The organism is Flavobacterium sp. (assembly GCF_043760115.1).
Lineage (GTDB): Bacteria > Bacteroidota > Bacteroidia > Flavobacteriales > Flavobacteriaceae > Flavobacterium.
In genome coordinates this window covers 1-20,711 of record NZ_JAYUPK010000077.1, presented here as the reverse complement: position 1 = coordinate 20,711, position 20,711 = coordinate 1, and the positions used below count along the sequence as shown (strand labels likewise).

The 20,711-nt window shown below is 27.8% G+C and carries 15 protein-coding genes; 6 read left to right on the top strand and 9 right to left on the bottom strand.

Going from position 1 to position 20,711, the window contains the following annotated elements:
- Positions 1–6: 6 nt before the first annotated feature.
- Positions 7–573: a helix-turn-helix domain-containing protein gene (locus ACH2BC_RS06540; RefSeq protein ID WP_395053185.1), complete on the bottom strand. Its 567-nt coding sequence runs from the start codon at positions 571–573 to the stop codon at positions 7–9.
- A 564-nt stretch (positions 574–1,137) separates the two neighbouring features.
- Here ACH2BC_RS06540 and ACH2BC_RS06535 point away from each other — a divergent pair.
- Positions 1,138–2,199: a glutaminyl-peptide cyclotransferase gene (locus ACH2BC_RS06535; protein WP_395053184.1), complete on the top strand. Its 1,062-nt coding sequence runs from the start codon at positions 1,138–1,140 to the stop codon at positions 2,197–2,199.
- A gap of 162 nt (positions 2,200–2,361) precedes the next feature.
- The gene (locus ACH2BC_RS06530; RefSeq protein ID WP_395053183.1) at positions 2,362–5,832 is read left to right on the top strand and encodes a hypothetical protein; all 3,471 of its coding nucleotides are present in this window, start codon (positions 2,362–2,364) and stop codon (positions 5,830–5,832) included.
- A gap of 69 nt (positions 5,833–5,901) precedes the next feature.
- Here the strand turns inward: ACH2BC_RS06530 and ACH2BC_RS06525 are convergent, their stop codons facing one another.
- On the bottom strand, positions 5,902–6,498 hold the full coding sequence (locus ACH2BC_RS06525; RefSeq protein ID WP_395053182.1) for a hypothetical protein: 597 nt from the start codon (positions 6,496–6,498) through the stop codon (positions 5,902–5,904).
- Positions 6,499–6,626: 128 nt separating this feature from the next.
- The gene (locus tag ACH2BC_RS06520; RefSeq protein ID WP_395053181.1) at positions 6,627–7,358 is read right to left on the bottom strand and encodes a bacteriorhodopsin-like; all 732 of its coding nucleotides are present in this window, start codon (positions 7,356–7,358) and stop codon (positions 6,627–6,629) included.
- A gap of 111 nt (positions 7,359–7,469) precedes the next feature.
- On the opposite strand from ACH2BC_RS06520, the gene ACH2BC_RS06515 reads away from it, so the two are divergent.
- Positions 7,470–8,357 (top strand): Brp/Blh family beta-carotene 15,15'-dioxygenase, encoded by an 888-nt coding sequence (locus tag ACH2BC_RS06515; protein ID WP_395053180.1) that lies wholly within the window; start codon positions 7,470–7,472, stop codon positions 8,355–8,357.
- Between the two features lie 53 nt (positions 8,358–8,410).
- On the opposite strand, the gene ACH2BC_RS06510 is transcribed toward ACH2BC_RS06515, so the two are convergent.
- The 6 genes from ACH2BC_RS06510 to ACH2BC_RS06485 all read right to left on the bottom strand — a co-directional run bounded on the left by ACH2BC_RS06510 (position 8,411) and on the right by ACH2BC_RS06485 (position 12,671).
- Positions 8,411–8,605: a DUF2283 domain-containing protein gene (locus ACH2BC_RS06510; protein ID WP_395053179.1), complete on the bottom strand. Its 195-nt coding sequence runs from the start codon at positions 8,603–8,605 to the stop codon at positions 8,411–8,413.
- 2 nt (positions 8,606–8,607) lie between these two features.
- Entirely contained in the window at positions 8,608–8,844 is a 237-nt protein-coding gene (locus ACH2BC_RS06505; protein WP_395053178.1) for a DUF4258 domain-containing protein, read from the bottom strand.
- 167 nt (positions 8,845–9,011) lie between these two features.
- Complete coding sequence (gene dnaK, locus ACH2BC_RS06500) at positions 9,012–10,898, bottom strand: molecular chaperone DnaK (RefSeq protein WP_395053177.1); 1,887 nt, start codon at positions 10,896–10,898, stop codon at positions 9,012–9,014.
- A 278-nt stretch (positions 10,899–11,176) separates the two neighbouring features.
- Complete coding sequence (locus tag ACH2BC_RS06495; protein ID WP_395053176.1) at positions 11,177–11,560, bottom strand: DUF2809 domain-containing protein; 384 nt, start codon at positions 11,558–11,560, stop codon at positions 11,177–11,179.
- Positions 11,557–12,198 (bottom strand): nucleotidyl transferase AbiEii/AbiGii toxin family protein, encoded by a 642-nt coding sequence (locus ACH2BC_RS06490; RefSeq protein ID WP_395053175.1) that lies wholly within the window; start codon positions 12,196–12,198, stop codon positions 11,557–11,559. Before ACH2BC_RS06490 ends, ACH2BC_RS06495 begins: the two co-directional genes overlap by 4 nt.
- A 2-nt stretch (positions 12,199–12,200) precedes the next feature.
- The gene (locus ACH2BC_RS06485) at positions 12,201–12,671 is read right to left on the bottom strand and encodes a transcriptional regulator (RefSeq protein WP_395053174.1); all 471 of its coding nucleotides are present in this window, start codon (positions 12,669–12,671) and stop codon (positions 12,201–12,203) included.
- A 145-nt stretch (positions 12,672–12,816) separates the two neighbouring features.
- Here ACH2BC_RS06485 and ACH2BC_RS06480 point away from each other — a divergent pair, with 145 nt between their 5' ends.
- The 3 genes from ACH2BC_RS06480 to ACH2BC_RS06470 form a co-directional block, all read left to right on the top strand.
- Complete coding sequence (locus ACH2BC_RS06480; protein WP_395053173.1) at positions 12,817–14,061, top strand: NAD(P)/FAD-dependent oxidoreductase; 1,245 nt, start codon at positions 12,817–12,819, stop codon at positions 14,059–14,061.
- Positions 14,062–14,146: 85 nt separating this feature from the next.
- Positions 14,147–19,156 (top strand): translocation/assembly module TamB domain-containing protein, encoded by a 5,010-nt coding sequence (locus tag ACH2BC_RS06475; RefSeq protein WP_395053172.1) that lies wholly within the window; start codon positions 14,147–14,149, stop codon positions 19,154–19,156.
- Positions 19,149–20,711, top strand: a 1,563-nt coding sequence (locus ACH2BC_RS06470) for a hypothetical protein (protein ID WP_395053171.1), incomplete at its 3' end; no start/stop codon positions are given. The genes ACH2BC_RS06475 and ACH2BC_RS06470, both read left to right, overlap by 8 nt.

Here is a 20,711-nt window from a genome sequence, read left to right as displayed (position 1 = left end):
TAAAATTTAGTTTCCAATTTCTTCAATTGGTACTCTACTTCTATCTTTTAATTTTTTAAAACTTGATGGTGTTAAGCCAGTTACTTTTTTAAATTGATTGGATAAATGTGCTACACTACTGTAATTTAATTTATAGGATATCTCAGTAAGATTGTATTCATCATAAAGCAATAATTCTTTGGCGCGTTCTATTTTATGGTTTATTATAAACTGCTGAATGGTCATTCCTTTTACTTCAGAAAATATATTGGATAAATAAGTATAATCGTGGTTTAGTTTTTCGCTAAGAAAATCAGAATAATTAATCTTTGGCATTTCATCAGCATGATGCACCATATCTATAATTACAGTTTTTACTTTTTCAATTAAAATTGCACGTTTATCATCCATTAATTCTAAACCAGAATCAAATAAACCTTTTTTAAGTAAAGCGCGCTTTTCATCTGAAATTGTTTCCATAATTTCTATCTCGCCCAAATCAACTATAATAAAATGAAGACCTATTTTTTTCAACTCTTCTTTTACAACCATCTTACAACGGTTACTTACCATATATTTAATGTATAATTTCATATTTTTTTGGTTAATGTAAATTATGTATTATAAAATTACACCTAACAAAAGTGCAATTAGTATTTATAATGAATTTGTATAATTAATTATTAAAGTTACATAAATCACATATTTTTAGATTTATCGTTACAACTAATAAAAGGAAGAAAATACCAGATTTTTTTTATCTGGCGTTAATGAAATAGAATTATAAAACTTCTAGATGTAGATTAATTGTAAATGTAGTTTAAAAAAAAATTTAAAATTGAGTATTTTAAGTTTAATTAAAATAAAAAAGAATTTAATTTAATTCCAAAAAAAATCTTCCAAAAAGGAAGATGTAGTTTGAAAAGAATCTGAAACAAGTTCAGATTAAAGAATCTAAAACAAGTTCAGATTAAAAATGGCAAGCGACCTACATCGCACCGCTCAACCGCATACCTTTGCTATGTTCCCATCCGGGAGGATTCTGTAGGAGCTGGTCGTGTAGGACTTGCCGATGCAAATATACAATCTTTTTATTTTTTTGCAAGAAATTAACAACATAATAAATACATTTGTACTTTAGAATTTGAAAATCATTTTATGAAAAAATATAACCTATTAGCATTCATTTTATTAGCAATTACTATAATGAGTTGTGGTGATACAAAAAATTATTTTAGTATTAACGAAAGTAAACTTGAGACACAATATAATCCTTCAGATTTATTATTATTATCGGTAATAAACAACGAAAATGAAACAATTGATAGTGTGGTTTATGCTATAAATAATAAAAAAATTGGTTCATCTAAAAATTCTGGTGATTTTAAATTTGAATTAAAAAATCAGAAATTAGGATATCAAAATATTACAGCATCTGTTTTTTTTAATGGAAAAACCGAAATAGATTCAACAAGAGTAGAACTGGTTTCTAATTTAAAACCTAAACTTCTTGATTATGAAATAGTTAATACTTATCCGCACGACATTAAAGCATATACGCAAGGTTTAGAATTTTTTAATGATACTTTGTATGAAGGAACTGGAAATGGCGCAGGAAACGGAACTGGAATTAGAGGAATTTCAAGTTTAAGAAAAACTGATTACAAGACTGGAAAAGTATATAAAAAAGTAGAACTTGGCGAAGATTATTTTGGCGAAGGAATTACCATTTTAAATAATAAAGTGTATCAGCTAACTTGGTTAAATAATGAAGGTTATGTTTATAATGCCACTACGTTTGAAAAAGTAAAAACATTTCAATACTTTAAAAAAATTGAAGGTTGGGGTTTAACTAACGATGGAAAAAATTTATATCAATCTGATGGAAGTGAAAAAATTTATAAATTAAATCCAAATGATTTAAAAGAAGTAGATTACATTAATGTTTATTATTTAACAGATAAAGTAAAGCAAATAAACGAACTAGAATGGGTTGAAGGAAAGATATATGGAAATATTTACGGTAAAGATGCCATTGCTATAATTAATCCTTTAAACGGAATGGTTGAAGGAATTGTAGATTTATCTAAATTAGAAAAATTAATAACAAAGCTTCCAGATACTGATGTTTTAAACGGAATTGCCTACAATAAAAAAACAAAAACATTTTTTGTAACTGGTAAAAACTGGGATAAAATGTTTGAAATTACAATTAAGTAAAAAAATGTAATCCTTACTAATAATTTATGGAAATAAAATTTCAATGTAATCTTTATATTACATTAAACTGATTTAATATCTATTCATCGATAATAAACATACTTTTGTCGAATTTTTAAAATAAAATAGTAAATTTGATATCTATTTTATATTAAAATTATGATGAAAAAAATATTTTTAATTTTTGCTATATTTTTTGTACTGCTATCTCACAGTCAGTCTGTTGGTGATTATCGTTCTGTAACAACTGGAAACTGGACAACTTTATCTGCTTGGCAATATTACAATGGAACAGCTTGGGTTACACCTACTGGAATTCTACCTCAAGGTTATCCAGCACAATTTTCTGGAACAAATAATGTAACCATTCAAGCTGGAACAACTATTACTTTTACAAATTTAATGGTTACAACTACATTTCCTAAATTAATAATTAACGGAAAATTGTCATTAAATGGTACTGGAAACAACGCATTTTTTGATATTAAAGCTAATTTTATAAAAGTTACACCTGGTTTATCTCCAGCTGCAACAATAGAATATTTATCTAAAGGAACTTTATTGATGCCAACTAATGCACTATTTCAAGTTGGTCCACTTGGGCTTTCTGGTAGTTGCACTAACAATCAAGCAATTAAAATTGGAGCAACGGTTATTGCCACTTGCTCTGGTGCAGGAAATTCTGGAGTTTTATTTATAGAATTAATGAATGGTGGCGGATCAATTACTGCTGTACCAACATCAAATTCTCCTGTTTGTCTAAACAATACCATAAATTTAAATGGTTCTATAATAGGTTCACCAGGAACAGGATTAACTTATTCTTGGACAATTACTTCTCCAACAGGAATAATAACAACAGTAAATTCTCAAAATACAACTGTACCAAATGCGCAATTAGGAACTTATACTGCTAAACTTAAATGTACAACAAGTTATAATGGTTCTAGTTTTACTAATGAAGCAACTATTGCTGTTATTGTTAGTCCAACTTCTGTTTCTGGAACTGTTTCTGGTAATCAAACAATATGTACTGGAAATCAACTAACAAATTTAACCTTAACTGGAAATGTTGGAGCAATTCAATGGCAATCTTCAAGTGATAATATAACTTTTACATCCATTGCTGGACAAACTACAAATACACTTTCTGGAGCAACAATTGGAAGTTTAACAGCTACAAAATATTTTAGAGCTTTGGTTCAAAGTGGTGGTTGTTCTGCTGTTTTTAGTAATGTTGTTACTATAAATGTAAATCCAATAACTGTTTCTGGAACTGTTTCTGGTAATCAAACTATTTGTTCTGGCTCGCAACCAACAAATTTAACATTAGTTGGAAATGTTGGAAGTATTCAATGGCAATCATCAAATGATAATGTAACTTTTGCGTCCATTTCTGGACAAACTACAAATACACTTTCTGGAACAACGATTGGAAATTTAACAGCTACAAAATATTTTAGAGCTTTAGTTCAAAGTGGTGTTTGTGCTTCTGTTTTTAGTAATGTAGTTACTATAAATGTAAATCCGACTTCTGTTTCTGGTACTGTTTCTAGTAATCAAACTATTTGTTCTGGTTTTCAACCTTCAAGTTTAACTTTAGCTGGAAATATTGGAACTATTCAATGGCAATCTTCTAATGATAATGTGAGTTTTACATCCATTTCTGGGCAAACAACAAATACACTTTCTGGAACAATAATTGGAAATTTAACAGCTACAAAATATTTTAGGGTTTTAGTTCAAAGTGGTGTTTGTAGTACTGTTTTAAGTAATGTAGTAAGTGTTTCAATTACACCACTTTCTGTTGGAGGAATAGTTTCAAACGATCAAACTATATGTTTTGGAACTAATCCTAATGATTTAATCTTATCAGGAAATGTTGGAACAGTATTAATGTGGCAAAAATCTACAGATAGTAATTTTACATCTCCAACAAATATTGCAAATACAAATTCAACTTTAACCGGAATTTCTATAGGAATTATTACTACAACAACTTATTTTAGAGCTGTTGTTCAAAACGGAAGTTGTAGTAGTATTTATTCAAATTATATTACAATTTCTGCTGGAAATTCAACTTGGAATGGAAGTTCTTGGGATGCTTTTCCTTCTGGAAATACAACGTTAATTTTCAATGGAAATTACAATTCTGTAGCAGATATTTCTGGATGTTCTTGTATTGTAAATTCTGGAAATGTTGTTGTTAATTCCAATCATGACATGCAACTTTTAGGAAGTGTATCTGTAATTGGTGGTACATTAACATTTGAAAATAATTCTAATTTGTTGCAAACACAAAATGTATCAAATTCTGGTAACATTACTGTAAAACGAAGTAGTTCAGCATTAAAAAGATTAGATTATACCATGTGGTCAACGCCAGTTGTTGGACAAAATTTATTTAATTTTTCTCCATTAACAATAAGTAATCGATTTTACTTTTTTAATACATTGACTAATTTGTATAATGTAATCTCATCACCATCTGCAACTAATTTTGCTACTGCAAAAGGTTATTTAATTCGTGTACCAAACAATCATCCAACTTGGGCAACAATTTATAATGGACAGTTTACTGGAGTTCCAAATAATGGTAACATTTCTTTTAGTTTAACTGATGGTGGAAGTGCAACTACAAGACATAATGCAACCGGAAATCCTTATCCATCAGCTATAAAAATTGATGATTTTATAAATTCAAATAGTTCAAATATTGAAGGAACATTATGGTTTTGGAGAAAAACCAATGATGATAATAATCCTGTATCCTACTCTACTTGCACAACTGTTGGAAGTACTGTTAACAATGGACATACATATATTAATGATAATTTAATTTCTGTTGGTCAAGGATTTTTAGTTCAGGCAAAATCTGGAGCTACTGAAGTTAATTTTACTAACGCTATGCGATCTTCTGATAATGTTAATCAATTTTTTAAAAATTCGTCATCACAATTACCAACTAATATTGATAGATTTTGGTTGCAATTAAAAAATAGTTCCAATATTAATTTTGGTCAACAATTAATTGCCTATGTTGATAATGCAACTACAGGTTATGATTCTGGAAAAGATGGATTGCATTTTAATGATAATGTTATTTCATTAACATCTGTTGTTGATAATAAAGAATTGTCAATTCAAGCACGACCAACATTTACAGATTATGATAGTTTTCCTTTAAATTTTAAAACTAATGTTGTTGATGTTTATACTATTTCTATAAATCAATTGGATGGACTATTTGAAAACAATCAAGATATTTTTATAAAAGATAATGATTTAAATACAATTCATAATTTAAAAACTGAACCGTATTCTTTTAGTTCAAATGCTGGAAATTTTGCAAATAGATTTGAAATTCAATATCAATATGGTTTACTTTCTAATATAAATTCTAGTTTTAATTCTGATGATGTCATTGCTTTTATAGAGAAAAAAGAATTGATTGTAAAATCTAAAAATAATTTAATTATACAAATACAGATTTATGATGCTACAGGAAGAGTATTATTTGATAAAAAAGATTTAGATACTTTAGAAACAAAAATAAATAGTATTAATTCTAATCAGATTTTATTACTAAAAATTAAAACTATTGATAATAAAATTGTGGTTAAAAAAATATAATGGTTGTTTTAAAAAAATATCCCAAAAATTTCCTAACTTTTTGGGATATTTTTATTACTAGAAGTTTTTTTATTTCTTCTTTTTAGCATCATTATATTTTACCTCTTTAGCATCATAAATCCACTTATTTTCTTGTGTTTTATTTTTTTGAGTGATAGAACTATCAGCATTTAATATAAATTCGAAACCTTCTCTTCTTATTCTTTCTTGCGTTTCACTTGCATTTTTTAATTTATCAAGAAACACTTTCTCAGTGATATTATTTGTAGTTTGAAAATTAGAAAACACTTGCGTTTTAGTTGCTAAATCATAAACTTGAGAATTTATTGTTACAATATTCTCTGTTTTTAAATCGGTTTTAGTAGTTGTTTTTTCACTCCAAACAAGCAAATACAATTTGGCACCATTAGCAGTAAAAGAAGTTAATTTACAATCTGTTGGAGCAAATTTAGCATCGACAGATTTTATAATAATTGCATCTTTAGGTTTTCCGTTTTCATTAATTGTAATTTGAAAATTTCCACTTTTTATTTCTGCAACCAAGTTATCAACTTTTGCTAATCCAGCAGTAGTTTTAGTTGCTACAGGTTTTACAACTTTCTTTTTTTGAGAATAAATTGATGAACTAAAAAGAACAACAAGTGCTACTAAAAATATTTTTTTCATTTTTAAAGTTTTTAATTTAAAATAGTTGACCAATATACAAATTTATTTAAATTGATACTGTTAAATAAAAAAACCGAACTATTTCTAGTTCGGTTCTTAAAATGGTAAGTAAAATGGACAAAAAAGGTTTATTCAGCGTTAGATGTAGATTTAACTGCTAATGAATAAATTACTAATCCAAAACCAATTTTATTAATAGCATCAGCAATGTTATATGCAACATCTACACTTCCTGAACCAATTAAATTTGTATACCAACCTTGTGTTCCTAACATATATCCTAAAGGATAAATTGCCCAACCAACAAGTACAAACCAACATAAAATTTTGTGTGCAGCAAGTACATTTCCTCCAGCAGCAGCAGCAAGTTTTGCAGCACTTCCTAACCAGATCTCATAAACTATTGCAAAATAAGCAACTCCTGAAATAAAGCCCCAAAGTGCAGCTTGATCCATAAATACTGCTTCACCTAAATAACCAGTAACCAACATTATTACAGAATAAAAAATCATTTTCCATAACAATCCAGTTTTTGCACCAGCAACTTTTAAAATTAGGTAAAATTCTAAACACATCAATGGCACAGTTAATACCCAATCCACATATCTAAAAAATGTAGGTGATTCTTGAAACGTAGCCCAATAATCTCTCATGTAATAATAATGCACTGCTGCAATGAAAGTAATCAGACCAGAAACTAAAACCGAAGTTCTCCACTTTTTATCAAATTGATTCAATGATAAAAAGAAAAAGGCCGATGCCGCCATCATAGCCATACAACCAACAAAAAATGTGAAACCTACATAATCAGTAGGAAGCAACTTACCAACAGTTGCAGAAATAAACATAAAATTTGACATATAATAAAGATTTAATTAATATTGTTTAGCAAAGTTAATAAAACATTAAACAAAAATAAAATTATTTTGTTTAATTTTTTTTATTTACTTTTAAACAAAATATTAAAATCTATGTTAAAAATTCAGAAAATATCAATCCTGTCGAGTTTTATTGGTTTATGGTTAACTTCTTTTTTAAATCAAGACGTACAATTTTTTGTAGGATTTTTATTGATTTTATCATTCGGGATACTTCATGGCGCAAACGATTTAGTATTAATTAATCAATTAAATATTGCCAGTAAACCAAAATCTTTCTTAAAATTGTTAGTTTCATATGTTGTAATTGTACTTACTGCTGTTATATTATTTGTAGTCGTGCCTTCTTTAGCAATGCTTTTATTCATTATAATTAGTTCTTATCATTTTGGAGAACAACATTGGCAAAAATTAAAAGAAGAACAACCAAATGCAATTACAATACTATTTCAATTGAATTATGGTTTATTTATTCTTTTTTTATTATTCGTTTTTCATACTAATGAAGTTATTGATATAGTATATAAAATTACAAACATGTATATTAGTGAGTTATTTATAAATATAGTTTTCAGTATAAGTACTTTTTTATTGATAGTTCTAATGCTATTTATTGCGAATAAAACTGAAGCATTCAAAAAGAATATTCCAGAACAGTTATTGTACATTTTAGTATTTGCAATTATATTTAAAGTAGGAAGTTTAATTTGGGCTTTCACAATTTACTTTATTCTTTGGCACAGCATTCCGTCATTAAATGATCAAATTAAATTTTTATATGGAAGTTATTCATTCAAGAATTTTATAATTTATTTTAAATCGGCATTCCTTTATTGGATTATATCCTTAATTGGAATAGCAATTTTGTATTACTTTTTTAAAGATCAAAAACTATTTGAAGCATTATTCTTTTCCTTTCTTGCTGCAATAACTTTTCCGCATGCTTGGGTAATTTTGAAAATGTTTAAAAACAAGGCATAAAAAAACCGAGTAATTTTTTACTCGGTACTATTATTATTTATTTAATTCTATATCTATGCAACTTCATACTCTACTTTAGCTGGATTAATAGATGATTTGGAAGCATTTAAAACTTCAATACCAACTAAGTTTCCACTCAATGAATAATCTAAAATAAAACCTTTTTTTTCTTCATCAGATTCAACTATTTTATCATCACTTAATGTAATGTATAATATATCTGTTTCTTTATCATATTTAACTTTCATAATTACAAGTATTTTGTTATTTTAGATGTTCTATAAACTGTTTTAATTAATGATGGATTTTTATCATTATTGACAAAAACTCTATATAAATAATTATCTACAATTTTTTGAAATATTTGTTGATTATCTGAATCTAATAATATATCATCTGGATTATTTATTACAAATTCAACAATTTCTTTAGAAATGGAACGTAATTCAATTTGTTCCAAGCTATGTAATGAAAAATCAAACTGCATATATCATTTATATAACACAAATATATATATTTTAATTTAAAAAAAAATAAAAAAACCGAGCAATTGCTTACTCGGTTTTTCCTAATTATATTTAATTTGAAAAGATTCCGAGTCAAGCTCGGAATAAGCGATTCATACAATTTTGTTACACAAAACTGATTCTCTGCTTATTTAACCTCTTCAAATTCTACATCTTGTGTATTATCACCTTGAGCTTCAGCTTGTGGTTGAGCATCTTGTGCTTGTCCAGCTTCACCTTGAGCATACATTGCTTCTGTAGCAGTTTTCCAAGCAGCGTTTACATTGTCTAAACCTTTTTGGATAGCTTCAACATCTTGCGATTGGTGTGCCATTCTTAATTCAGTTAATGCATATTCAATGCCTGTTTTGTGCTCGTCAGAAATTTTGTCTGCCAATTCTTTCAACTGAGATTCCGTTTGGAAAATCAAACTATCAGCTTCGTTAATTTTTTCAGCTCTTTCTCTTGCAATTTTATCTGCTCCAGCATTTGCCTCAGCGTCTTTTTTCATTTTCTCAATTTCTTCAGCTGTTAAACCAGAAGAAGCTTCAATACGAATATCATGAGATTTTCCAGTTCCTTTATCAGTTGCAGAAACTTTGATGATACCATTAGCATCAATATCAAAAGTTACTTCAATTTGTGGAACTCCTCTTGGTGCTGGTGGAATACCATCTAAGTTGAAACGACCAATAGTTTTATTATCAACAGCCATTGCTCTTGCACCTTGAAGAACGTGTAGTTCAACAGTTGGTTGAGAATCTGCAGCTGTAGAGAAAATTTGAGACTTTTTAGTTGGAATAGTTGTGTTAGATTCAATTAATGTAGTCATAACTCCACCCATAGTTTCAATTCCTAAAGATAAAGGTGTAACGTCTAGTAACAGTACATCTTTTACATCTCCAGATAAAACTCCACCTTGAATTGCTGCTCCAATTGCAACAACTTCATCAGGATTAACTCCTTTAGATGCTTTTTTACCAAAGAATTTCTCTACTTCGTCAGCAATTCTTGGCATTCTTGTAGAACCACCAACAAGAATAACTTCGTCAATATCAGATGTAGATAAACCTGCATCTTTCAACGCTTTAGCTACTGGTTCCATAGAACGTTTTACTAAAGAATCTGACAATTGTTCGAATTTAGCTCTAGATAATTTTTTCACTAAGTGTTTTGGTCCAGAAGCCGTAGCTGTTACGTAAGGCAAATTGATTTCAGTTTCAGCAGAAGATGATAATTCAATTTTAGCTTTCTCAGCAGCTTCTTTAATTCTTTGTAATGACATTGGATCTAATCTCAAGTCAATTCCTTCTTCAGATTTAAAGTCATCTGCCAACCAGTCAATAATTGTTTGGTCAAAATCGTCTCCACCTAAATGTGTATCACCATTTGTAGACAATACTTCAAAAACTCCATCACCTAATTCAAGTATAGAAATATCAAATGTTCCACCACCTAAATCGTAAACTGCAATTTTTTGATCTGTTCCTTTTTTGTCTAATCCGTAAGCTAATGCCGCAGCAGTTGGCTCATTTATAATTCTCATTACTTTAAGACCAGCAATTTCTCCAGCTTCTTTTGTAGCTTGACGTTGCGCATCGTTAAAATAAGCAGGAACAGTAATAACTGCTTCTGTAACTGTTTGACCTAAATAGTCTTCAGCAGTTTTTTTCATTTTTTGAAGTGTCATTGCAGACAATTCTTGTGCTGTATATAAACGACCATCGATGTCAACTCGTGGTGTATTGTTGTCACCTTTTACTACTGAATAAGGTACTCTTTTCGCTTCTTCTGTAGTTTCAGAAAAAGTATGTCCCATAAAACGTTTGATAGAACCAATCGTTTTAGTTGGGTTAGTCACAGCTTGTCTTTTTGCTGGATCACCCACTTTAATTTCGCCACCTTCAACAAATGCAATGATAGATGGTGTCGTTCTTTTTCCTTCTGAGTTAGGAATTACTACTGCTTCTTGACCTTCCATTACAGAAACGCAAGAGTTCGTTGTACCTAAATCAATTCCAATTATTTTTCCCATTTTTATATTTAATTAATTTTAGAAAATTTCAGTTTTATAACTTGAATGTCAAAAAGCAATGATTGTGCCATTGCAAAAAAGATATGAAATTGTCATATTTGTAATAAATTGACAGTTATTCATCTGACAAACTGACACAAAATTTATAGAAGTAGTATTTATAGAAGCCAATCCAGCTTTACGTTACAATCTTATTTTAATTGCTTTGGGTTTTAACCCAAAGCAATTAAAACAAGGATTTTCACTTCAATCTGGGCTAAAACAAAATGTAGTATAAATTAAATTGATCTAGATTTAGACAAATACTTTTCTAAAGAAGTAATTGTCAAATACGCTAAAAAATAAAGTAGTAAATCTTCAAATGAAAAAGAAGTTCCAATAACAGTTCGTGCTAATCTAGATTTTTGTAAGCCAACAATAGTAACAAAATCAACATATTGTAAAAACTCAACCGTAAAAGCAAATACTAAAACTGCAAGTGCCATTTTATATTTATTTGCTTTTAAAAAACTCATAACAAAACAATACACTAAAAATACAACCAAATAATCCCCAAAATAAGGTCGAATAAAGCTATCGTTTACATACAACGCAATTAAAACTTCGGTTATAAAAAGTAGTATGAATAATAGAAAGTATTTTTTGTTGAAGTTAAGTTTCATTTAGTTTGACCAAATTTCATAAAAAAATCTAATTTAATTTCTTCCCAATTTTTGTTTAACAAACATTCTGGATTTAATTCATTATCTGCAAACTCAAAATCTAAAATTTTATTTTTAATAATTTCAGAATCATTATTGTAAGAATATCTTTTTTCATAAAATGAAATCATTTGTTCTAGATTATATTTGTCAATAAAATAATGTAAGTCCCAAAAATCTTTTTTTCTTCCAGTATTTACAATTACATTAAGTTTCATTGCAATAATTTCTTCTTGACAAGCCATTCTAACATTGTCTTTTACAACAATGTCAAAAACAAAATCATCAGTGTAATACAAATCCACTTTTACAAAATTATCTTTGGAATAGCCAATTTCAAAATAGGTTCCAAATGCAACATTGTCAAGACTTCTAAAACTACAATATGGATATTTATTATCTAAATAACTTCTAATTTCTTTAAAATCAATTGAACCATATTCTGCATCAGTAAATAAATCTATATCTACAGACATTCTATGATTAATTTGTAAACTCAAAGCTGTTCCTCCAACTAATTTAAAAGAATTAAATAATTGTTCAGTCATTAAATCTATTAAAATCTCTTCAAGTAACGGTGAAACAGTCTTCCAAAACATAATTATCTGGTTAAAAGTATTGGAAATTTTTTATTTATTTCATCAACGTATTTACTTCCATAAAAACGATTAATTTCATTTATCTCTTCATCATTTCCGTATGCTAAAATTCTTGTTATAACAGCAATCTTCATTAATTTCCAATCTATTTTTTCAAAAGTTGTATCCCAAAACGTTCCTTTTCTAATTTTTGATAAATCTGGTTTGTAATCTGGATCATACTTTGATTTTTTAATATCATAAAAAACTTGTAAAGTCATTAAAAATCCTTCTTCTATTTCAAGTTTTTCTTCAATTTTTAATGATAAATCAACGTTCATACTTCGCTTCTCATTTATAATTGCGCCCAATGTTTGTGGATACTCATTGATAGACAAAGCAAATTGACGCTTACTTATTTCACGCTTTTTCAATTCGCGATCAACGTATCGTCCTGGATGCATTCCTTTTATAATGTCAAGAATTGTTTTCATACAACAAATGTAAACAATTTTGTTTATATAAATAAAAAAAATACAAAAATCGAAATTTAGAATTATTGTATAATTAAAAAACAAACATACTTAGTTTAAGTAACAAAGATTAATTAATTTTGAAAAATATTCAATCTTTTCAAAAATGAAACCAACAATTACAATAATTGGCGCAGGAATTTCTGGGTTAACCGCCGCAGTTTATTTACATAAAAAAGGATTTAAAGTTCAAATTCTTGAAGCATCAGATCGTGCGGGTGGAAGAATAAAAACTGATGTTATTGATGGTTTTAAATTGGATAGAGGTTTTCAAGTTTTACTTACAGAATATCCCGAGTGCAAAGCGTTATTAAATTACGAAAAACTAAATCTAAAACGTTTTTTGCCAGGCGCAACAGTGCTTTACGATGGCGGACAATTTGAAATTGCCGATCCTTTTCGTCGTCCATCAGCAACATTTTCAACACTTTTTGCACCAGTTGGTTCTATCAAAGACAAATTAAACACCTTATTTTTAAAAAATAAATTAGTAAAGATTACAATTCCAGAAATCTTTAATCAAAAAGAGGAATCTACACTTTCGCAATTATCAAAATACGGCTTTAGTGACAAAATGATTAACCGATTTTACAAACCTTTTTTCTCAGGAATTTTTCTAGAAAACGAACTTTCAACTTCCAACAGAATGTTCGATTTTGTTATGAAAATGTTTTCTCAAGGCGATGCTGCAATTCCAGAATTGGGAATGGAAGAAATTCCGAAACAATTGGTTTCGTTGTTACCAGAAAATACCATACTATATAATGTAAAAGTTTCTAAAATAGAAAACAATACAATTCATACTGAAAACGGACAAGTTTTTACATCAGATAAAATAATTATTGCAACTGAAGCATCAAGTTTTGCAAAAAATTATATTCCAAAAACTCAAACTAAATCACATCAAGTAACTTCAATTTATTTTACAACCAAAGTTGCTCCTACTAAAAAAGCTGTGGTAGTTTTGAACGCTTCTAAAAATAAAAAATGGGTTAATAACTTAACTGTTATGACCAATGTTTCACCTAAATATGCTCCAAATAATGAAGTTTTAATTTGTATTTCGTGCAACGGAATTATAAATGAAAGTGATGAAATAATTGCCAAAAATAGTAGAGCAGAATTAAAACAATGGTACGGAAATCAAGTTGATAATTGGAAATTATTAAAAGTGTATAAAATAAATTATGCCTTACCAAATCTAGAAATTTTGAAAGATGATTTATCTGAAACTAATTTTAAAATTAACGACTCACTTTACATTTGTGGTGATCATTTATTGAATGGTTCAATCAACGCTGCAATGAAATCTGGTAGGTTAGTTGCCGAAAATATTACAACTAATTTTTAACCTAAATTGTGCAACATTAAGAAATAATTATGTAACTTTTATATTTAACTAAAATTGAACTTTGTACAAACTAATTTAAAGCAATTTGAAAGTCAGTACAAGAGTTAAAATAAAAAAATATTTTAGAAAATCGTTAAAAATTCTTGCTTGGATTTTCGTCTCTATAATTTCTCTTTTTTTATTAATTTTACTATTAATTCAAATTCCTGCAATACAAAATTTTGCCAAAGATAAAGCAGTAACTTATTTAGAAGGCAAAATAAAAACTAAAGTTTCCATTACTAAAATTGACATTAGTTTTCCAAAAAAAGTAATTCTTGAAGGTGTTTATTTTCAAGATCAACAAAATGACACACTTCTTGCAGGAAATAAATTGGCTGTAGATATTAGCTTGTTAAAATTAATTAACAATGTTGTAGAATTGAATTCGGTTAATTTAGAAGGAATTACTGCAACAATTTCTCGTAATAAAAATGCAGTTTTCAATTTTGATTATATTATTAAAGCATTTGCATCTCAAAAAAAAGTAGACACAACTGCAACACCAATGGAATTTTCTATTGACAAAATAAACTTAGATAATGTAAAATTCAAATTTAACGATGCCGTTACCGGAAATGATATTGTTGCAAATATTACCCATTTTGACACAAAAATAAAGACTTTTGATTTGAATAAAATGAATTTTGAAATTCCAAAAGTCAAACTTAATGGCTTAAAATTCAAATTAAAACAAGGTATTTCAATTCCGCAAAATAATAGTGTTACAAAAAAATCTTCATCAGAAAATAATTTAAAAATAAAAATCAACGAATTAGATTTATCCAAAATTGATGTTGATTATCAAAATGATATTTCTAAACTTTCTACTAAAATTTCACTAGAAAAACTATTGGTTTCTTTCAATGAAATTAACCTTCAAAAAGAATTAATCGATATTAAATCGTTAGCAATATCAAACATTAAAGGAAATCTTGAACTCGGTAAAATTGAAAAAATAGTTGCTCAAAACAATCTTACTGCTACTCCAACATCAAGCAATTGGAAAGTAAAAATTAGCAAAGCAAATTTACAAAAAATAGATTTTAAATTTGATGATGAAAGTGCTGTTGCCACAAATAAAGGAATGGATTACAATCATTTAGATATTAAAAACTTTAATTTAAATGCTGATGAAATTAATTATTCAAAACTAATTACTTCTGGAAAAATAAATTCTTTTACTGTAACAGATAAAAGCGGTTTAGACATAAAAGCTTTAAAAACAGATTTTGTTTACTTAGATAATAAAGGCATTTCTTTAAAAAATTTGTATTTAAAAACGTCTCAAACCGAAGTAAGAGATGAAATAATTATTGGTTATCCATCAATTGCAAGTATTCAAGAAAATTTGGGTGAAATGAATGTAAAAGCCAATTTAAAAAATAGCAAAATTGCTTTAAAAGATATTTTATTATTTGCGCCAACACTAGAAAACACAAATCCATTTGATAAAAATAAAAATGCACTTTTATCAATAAATTCTCAAATTTCTGGAAAAATTAAAGACATTTCAATTCCAAATCTAGAAGTTTCTGGAATTGGAACTACAAAAATAAATGCAAGCGGAAGAATTATTGGTTTGCCAGATGTTGACAAAGCATATTTCTATTTGAATATTAAAAAATTACAATCTACATCGAAAGACATTTATTCTTTTGCACCAAAAGGTTCTATTCCAAATACCATTGAACTTCCAAATCAATTTTCTACCAAAGGAACTTTTAAAGGAACAATTAATAATTTTGCTACTAATTTAAATCTTACAAGTAGTTTTGGTAATACCAAAATCAAAGCCACATTTGACCAAAGAAGAAAAAATCAAGAAAAATATAATGCACAAACCAAATTTGATAATTTTGATTTAGGCAAATTAATCAAGAATAAATCGGTTGGAAAAATCACGTTGAATGCCAATGTAAAAGGTTCAAGTTTAAATCCTAAAAACGCCAATGCAATTGTTGATGGAATTATTAAAAAAGCAAATTTTAATAATTATACCTATCAAAATATAAAATTAAATGGCAAAATAAATAAAGGAATTTTCAATTTAAAAGCCAATGCCAAAGATCCAAATTTAGTTTTTGATTTAGTTTCTAGCGGAAATTTAAACGATAAATATCCATCAGGAAAATTAAACTTAAACATAGATATTGCTGATCTTAATAAGTTAAATCTTCACGCAGGAGTTTTAAAATTAAGAGGAAGTATTGATGCCGATTTTCAATCGTTAGACATTGATAATTTAAACGGAAAAGTAATTTCTAACAAATTTATAATTGCCAATGAAAAAGACCAATTTGTGTTGGATAGTATTTCTATAATCGCTATTTCTAATGCTGATAAAAATTCAATATCCTTAAAATCTCAATTTGCAAACGGCTTTATTGATGGCGATTATAAATTATCTCAAATAGGTAATGCACTTCAAAAATCAATTTCTAACTATTACAATACTAATTCTAAAACATCTAAAATTGCTTCGCAAAAACAACAATTTGATTTTGGAATTGACATAAAAGACAGTCCAATTTTGTTTAAGTTGATTCCAGATTTAAAAAGTCTAGAACCAATTACTATTTCTGGAAAATACAATTCTGTAAACGATTCTATAGTAATTAATGGTTCAATTCCGAGAGTTGTTTATGGTACAAATAAAATTTCTGGAGCGATTTTAAAAGTAGAAACTATTGAAAATGCTTTAGTTTACAGCTTAGTTGTAGATGATGTAGAAAATGCAAATTTACAATTACCACATACCAATCTTTATGGAAAAGTAGAAAAAAATATAGTAGATTACACTTTGCAATTAAAAGATTTAAAAGATGTGGAACGTTATTTAATTGCTGGAAATTTAAAATCTTCTAATGGAAATTCAGATATAAATTTAAATTCAACTAATTTACTTTTGAACTATGAAAAGTGGAATTTATCCGAAGAAAATTTAATTAGATTTGGTAAAAACGGAATTTACATTACCGATTTTAATTTGAATAAAGGTACAAATTCAATCCAACTTCAATCAGCATCTGAAAAACAAAATGCTCCATTATCTGTTGATTTTAAAGAATTTGAAATAGAAACTATAACCAATATTGCACAAAAAAGCGACTTACAAATTGGCGGAACAATAAACGGAAATGCATTAATAAAAGATTTACAGAAATCTCCAATTTTTACATCTGATTTAAATATAGAAAATTTTAGTTTTCAAAAAGATACTGTTGGAAATTTAAAGATTAAAGTTGATAACAAAATTGCATCAACATACAACGCTTCTATTGAACTTACAGGTCAAGATAATAATCTTAAATTAACTGGAAATTATAAAACCAATACAAGTTCGTTAGATATGAATTTGAATATTGAAAAACTTACAATTAAAAGTATTCAAGGTTTTACTTCTGGAAATTTAAAAGAAAGTACAGGTTTTTTAAATGGAGATTTAAAAATTACTGGAAAAGCTACAAACCCAACAATAATAGGCGATTTAAAGTTTAATGATGTTGGTTTTACTGCCACAAAATTAAATTCTAAATTCAAATCGATGAATGATAAAATTTCATTTTCTACTAATAGAATTTCATTTTCTAATTTTACAATTAAGGATGAAAAAGATAACGATTTGGTTTTAAATGGTTATTTAAATTCAGAAGATTTAACCAATTTAGAATTTGATTTAACTGTAAAAGCTGATAATTTTAAAGTCGTAAATTCTAAAGAAAAAGACAATAAAGATTTTTATGGCGAATTGTTTTTAGATAACGATTTGCAAATAAAAGGTACAATGAATAATCCAATTGTAGATGGAAAAATCAAAGTAAATAAAGAAACTAAATTTACAGTTGTACTTCCACAAGATGATCCATCAATTGCTGATAGAGAAGGAATTGTAGAATTTATAGATCAAGATCAACCCAAATTAATTACTACAATTGAACTAGTAGAAACGTTAAGTAAAACCGAAATTAAAGGTATTAATGCTTCGGTAGCTATTGAAGTTGATAAAGAAGCCGAATTGTCTTTGGTAATTGATAAAGCCAATGGAGATTTTTTAAGATTAAAAGGCGAAGCACAACTTACTGGCGGAATTGATGCCTCTGGTAAAACAACATTAACAGGAAGATACGAACTTAGCGAAGGAAGTTATGAATTAAGTTTTAATTTAGTAAAACGAAAATTTGATATAAAATCTGGTAGTTATATTCTTTGGACTGGCGAACCAACAACTGCCGATGTTAGCATAACCGCAGTTTATAAAATTGAAGCTTCGCCATTAGATTTACTTGATAATCAACTAAGTAATATTTCTGAAGAGCTAAGAAATACTTACAAACAAAAAATTCCATTTGAAACAGAATTAAAAATGAAAGGCGATTTATTGAAGCCAGAAATTTCATTTGATATTGTTTTACCGGATGGAAACAACTCTGTTTCTACAGAAATAATAACTGCTACAGATGCAAAATTAGCACAGCTAAGACAAGAACCAGAAGAATTAAACAAACAAGTTTTTGCCTTGCTTTTACTAAGCCGTTTTGTTGGAGAAAATCCTTTTTCTAGCGAAAGTGGCGGAACAACAGCTTCAAATTTAGCTAGAGAAAGTGCAACAAAATTGTTATCGCAACAACTTAATAATTTGGCTGGCGATTTAATTAAAGGATTTGAAGTAGACTTTGATTTGGACGCAACCGAAGATTATACAACAGGAAAAAAAGAAAATAAAACAGATTTAAATGTTGGATTATCTAAGCGATTATTGAATGACCGATTGAAAGTTACTATTGGAAGTAGCTTTGGAATTGAAGGTCCGAAACAAGAAAACCAACAAACTAATAATATTGCAGGAGACATTTCTGCCGATTATCAACTTTCTAAAGATGGACGATTTAAAATTCGTGCTTACAGAAAAAACATGTATCAAGTTGCTTTGCAAGGTCAGGTTATAGAAACCGGAGTTGGATTTATTATAACTATAGATTACAATAAGTTTAAAGAGATTTTTCAGAAAAATAAAGCAATTGAAAAAGACAGTAAAAAGAAAAATAATGATTAAAAAAATAATTTATATAACCCTAATTTCATTAATAATTTCGGCTTGTAGCAATACAAAATATTTGCCAGAAGGCGAATTATTGTATGTTGGAGGAAAAATAAAAGTTGACAGAAAAGACATTTCTAAAAAAGAAAGCAAAGAATTAAACTCGAAAATGACTGCTTTATTGAGACCAAAACCTAATAAAAAAATATTTGGATTACGACCTAAATTATTTATTTACAATCTTGTTGGAGAAGTTAAAAAAGAAAAAGGTTTTAAATATTGGTTAAAAAATAAAGTTGGCGAAGCACCAGTTTTTTTTAGTCAAGTAGATTTAGAATACAACAAAAACTTGATTCAGAATTATGCAGAAAATAAAGGATATTTTAATGCAAGAACAAATGCAGACAGCACCAAAACTGGAAAAAAAGCAATTGCAGAATATACTGTAAATCCTAAACAGCAATACAAAATAAAATCGGTTCAATTTCCTAAAGACAGTAGTGAAATAGCATCTGCTATTAGCGAAATTCAAATAAAAAGTTTGTTAAAAATTGGCGATGCTTACGATTTAGATATTATTAAAAATGAACGAGTAAGAATTGATACTCGATTAAAAGAAAAAGGTTTTTTTTATTTTAATGCTGATTATTTAAAGGTTCAAGTTGACAGTACAGTTGCAAAACACGAAGTAGATTTAATTTTAAAGGTTAAAAACGAAACTCCAGAAAAGGCAAAAACAGCTTATAGAATTAATAAGATAGTTATTTATCCCAATTATAATTTAGCAACGGATAGCATTACAAAACCCGAAAAATATAATGATTTTACAATTTATGATACTGCAAGAACGTTTAAACCAAGAATTTTTGATAGAACTTTATACTTTAAAAAAGACGATTTATACAACAGAACCAATCATAATTTATCTTTGAACAGATTGGTTACTTTGGGAACTTTTAAATTTGTAAAAAACCAATTTGTAGTTTCAGATACGCTTGGAAATTATCTTGATGCTTATTATTATTTAACGCCTTTACCGAGAAAATCTTTTAGAATTGAAATTTTGGCTAAGACAAATTCTGCCAATTATACTGGAACTGAATTAAACATTAATTGGAGTAATAGAAACACATTTCGTGGTGCAGAAATGTTAAGTATTTCAGCATTTGGTGGAATTGAAGTGCAACTTGGTGGCGAAAATAACGGATTTAATGTGTATAGATTTGGTACAGAAGCCAACTTAATTTGGCCAAGAATAATTTCTCCTTTTAAATTTGTATCGTCAAGCGGATTTGTACCTAGAACCAAAGCAACAATAGGTTATGAGTTTCAAAAAAGGATAAAATTATATTCTTTACAAACATTTAAAGGTGCATTTGGTTATTCTTGGAAAGAAAATGAACGAAAAGAACACCAGTTTAATGTAACTGAAATTACTTATTCTAGTCCGCAAAATGTTACAGATTTATACAATCAACAAGCAGAAAATAATCAATCATTAAAAAATGTTGTAGAAAAACAGTTAATTTTTGGTCCAACCTACACTTATAGTTTTACCAATACTATGAAA

What these genes read in the sequence shown, in the direction of transcription:
- ACH2BC_RS06510 (WP_395053179.1), bottom strand. Translation starts at nt 8,605, where the DNA reads ATGAAAGTTAAATATGATAAAGAAACAGATATATTATACATTACATTA.
- ACH2BC_RS06515 (WP_395053180.1), top strand. Translation starts at nt 7,470, where the DNA reads ATGTTAAAAATTCAGAAAATATCAATCCTGTCGAGTTTTATTGGTTTA.
- ACH2BC_RS06480 (WP_395053173.1), top strand. Translation starts at nt 12,817, where the DNA reads ATGAAACCAACAATTACAATAATTGGCGCAGGAATTTCTGGGTTAACC.
- ACH2BC_RS06520 (WP_395053181.1), bottom strand. Translation starts at nt 7,358, where the DNA reads ATGTCAAATTTTATGTTTATTTCTGCAACTGTTGGTAAGTTGCTTCCT.
- ACH2BC_RS06530 (WP_395053183.1), top strand. Translation starts at nt 2,362, where the DNA reads ATGAAAAAAATATTTTTAATTTTTGCTATATTTTTTGTACTGCTATCT.
- ACH2BC_RS06525 (WP_395053182.1), bottom strand. Translation starts at nt 6,498, where the DNA reads ATGAAAAAAATATTTTTAGTAGCACTTGTTGTTCTTTTTAGTTCATCA.
- ACH2BC_RS06490 (WP_395053175.1), bottom strand. Translation starts at nt 12,198, where the DNA reads ATGTTTTGGAAGACTGTTTCACCGTTACTTGAAGAGATTTTAATAGAT.
- ACH2BC_RS06495 (WP_395053176.1), bottom strand. Translation starts at nt 11,560, where the DNA reads ATGAAACTTAACTTCAACAAAAAATACTTTCTATTATTCATACTACTT.
- ACH2BC_RS06505 (WP_395053178.1), bottom strand. Translation starts at nt 8,844, where the DNA reads ATGCAGTTTGATTTTTCATTACATAGCTTGGAACAAATTGAATTACGT.
- ACH2BC_RS06535 (WP_395053184.1), top strand. Translation starts at nt 1,138, where the DNA reads ATGAAAAAATATAACCTATTAGCATTCATTTTATTAGCAATTACTATA.
- dnaK (WP_395053177.1), bottom strand. Translation starts at nt 10,898, where the DNA reads ATGGGAAAAATAATTGGAATTGATTTAGGTACAACGAACTCTTGCGTT.
- ACH2BC_RS06485 (WP_395053174.1), bottom strand. Translation starts at nt 12,671, where the DNA reads ATGAAAACAATTCTTGACATTATAAAAGGAATGCATCCAGGACGATAC.
- ACH2BC_RS06540 (WP_395053185.1), bottom strand. Translation starts at nt 573, where the DNA reads ATGAAATTATACATTAAATATATGGTAAGTAACCGTTGTAAGATGGTT.